1 protein-coding gene is annotated in these 1,281 nt (G+C 56.9%); it reads left to right on the top strand.

Annotated elements, in window-relative coordinates:
* Positions 1–1,161 (top strand): tyrosine-type recombinase/integrase (locus ACRESJ_RS11490; protein ID WP_431758008.1); only part of this gene is annotated, 1,161 nt, incomplete at its 5' end.
* Positions 1,162–1,281 lie beyond the last annotated feature (120 nt).

Below are 1,281 nucleotides of genomic sequence, written 5' to 3'. Positions count from 1 at the left end.
GGACTGACCTCATTCGGCAACTACCCCATCGTTGGCCTCGCCGATGCACGACGCAAGCGCTCGGAGGTCAAGCGAATGCTGGCGGATGGCATTGACCCCATAGGAGCCAAGAACCAAGCCAAGACGGATGCTCTGATCAAAGGCCGCACCTTTGAAAGCGTTGCCCTCGGCTGGCACACGGAAATGTCAGCCAAGTGGGCACCGGACTATTCCAAGACAGTGATGAGTCGCCTCAAAACTCACCTCTTCCCGCTGATCGGCGCCCGCGCCATTGTCGACCTCGATACCCACGACCTTATGCGCCCCCTGGAAGCGATCAAGAAGCGCGGAACGATAGATATTGCTTTAAGGGTACAAAACTACCTGCAGAGCATCATGCGCGAGGCAAAGCGCCTCCGGCTTATCACCGTAAACCCTGCTTACGACCTCGTAGGCTCTATCAAAGCCTCGCGGGTCGTCCACCGCCCCGCTTTATCCTTATCACGCTTGCCTGAATTGCAGGAACGGATCGACACCTATAAAGGCCGCGCACTTACCCGGCTGACGGTCTTGCTGTCGCTGCACGTGTTTGTACGCTCCAGCGAGCTGCGCTTCGCCCGCTGGAGCGAGTTCGACCTCAAACGTGGCATCTGGGAAATACCCGACACGCGACCAGCGTTGGAAGGCGTACCCTTTTCCACAAGGGGTACGAAGATGGCAGGCGATATCCATCTTGTACCCTTATCGCAGCAAGCGATCGCCCTGCTCGAGCAGATCCACGCAATCACAGGCAAATTTGACTTGGTCTTCGCAGGCGATACCAAGTCTTGGAAACCAATGTCCGAAAACACTGTGAACAGCGCGCTTCGGAAGATGGGGTACGACACCAAATCCGAGATCTGTGGGCATGGGTTTCGCTCGATGGCCTGCAGCGCACTGATCGAGTCCGGTTTGTGGACGGACACAGCCATCGAGCGACAGATGAGCCACAAGGAACGTAACAACGTCCGCGCCGCTTACATCCACAAGGCCGAGTTCATCGAGGAGCGCAGGCTGATCATGAACTGGTGGAGTCGCTACCTTGAGGCTAATCAGCAGGAGCATGTCAGCCCACGCGAATTCGCCAATCAGACCGGCGCGAACGTCTCTCGCCTAAAAGCAAAACATGGCGCAACTGAGTAAGCGCTCGGTCCTCATATCTCAGTGATCCGCTTGTCCACGCGGGTCCATCCAAGCAGGGCTGCAAAGCCGCCCTGCTTGGAAGGGCCTCACTTGAAAAATCTAAAGCCCACGCAACTGTCT

This window comes from Pseudomonas sp. (genome assembly GCF_050739655.1).
Lineage (GTDB): Bacteria > Pseudomonadota > Gammaproteobacteria > Pseudomonadales > Pseudomonadaceae > Aquipseudomonas.
Note: the sequence above shows the minus strand (reverse complement) of the source record. Positions and strands in the feature narration are given on the sequence as shown.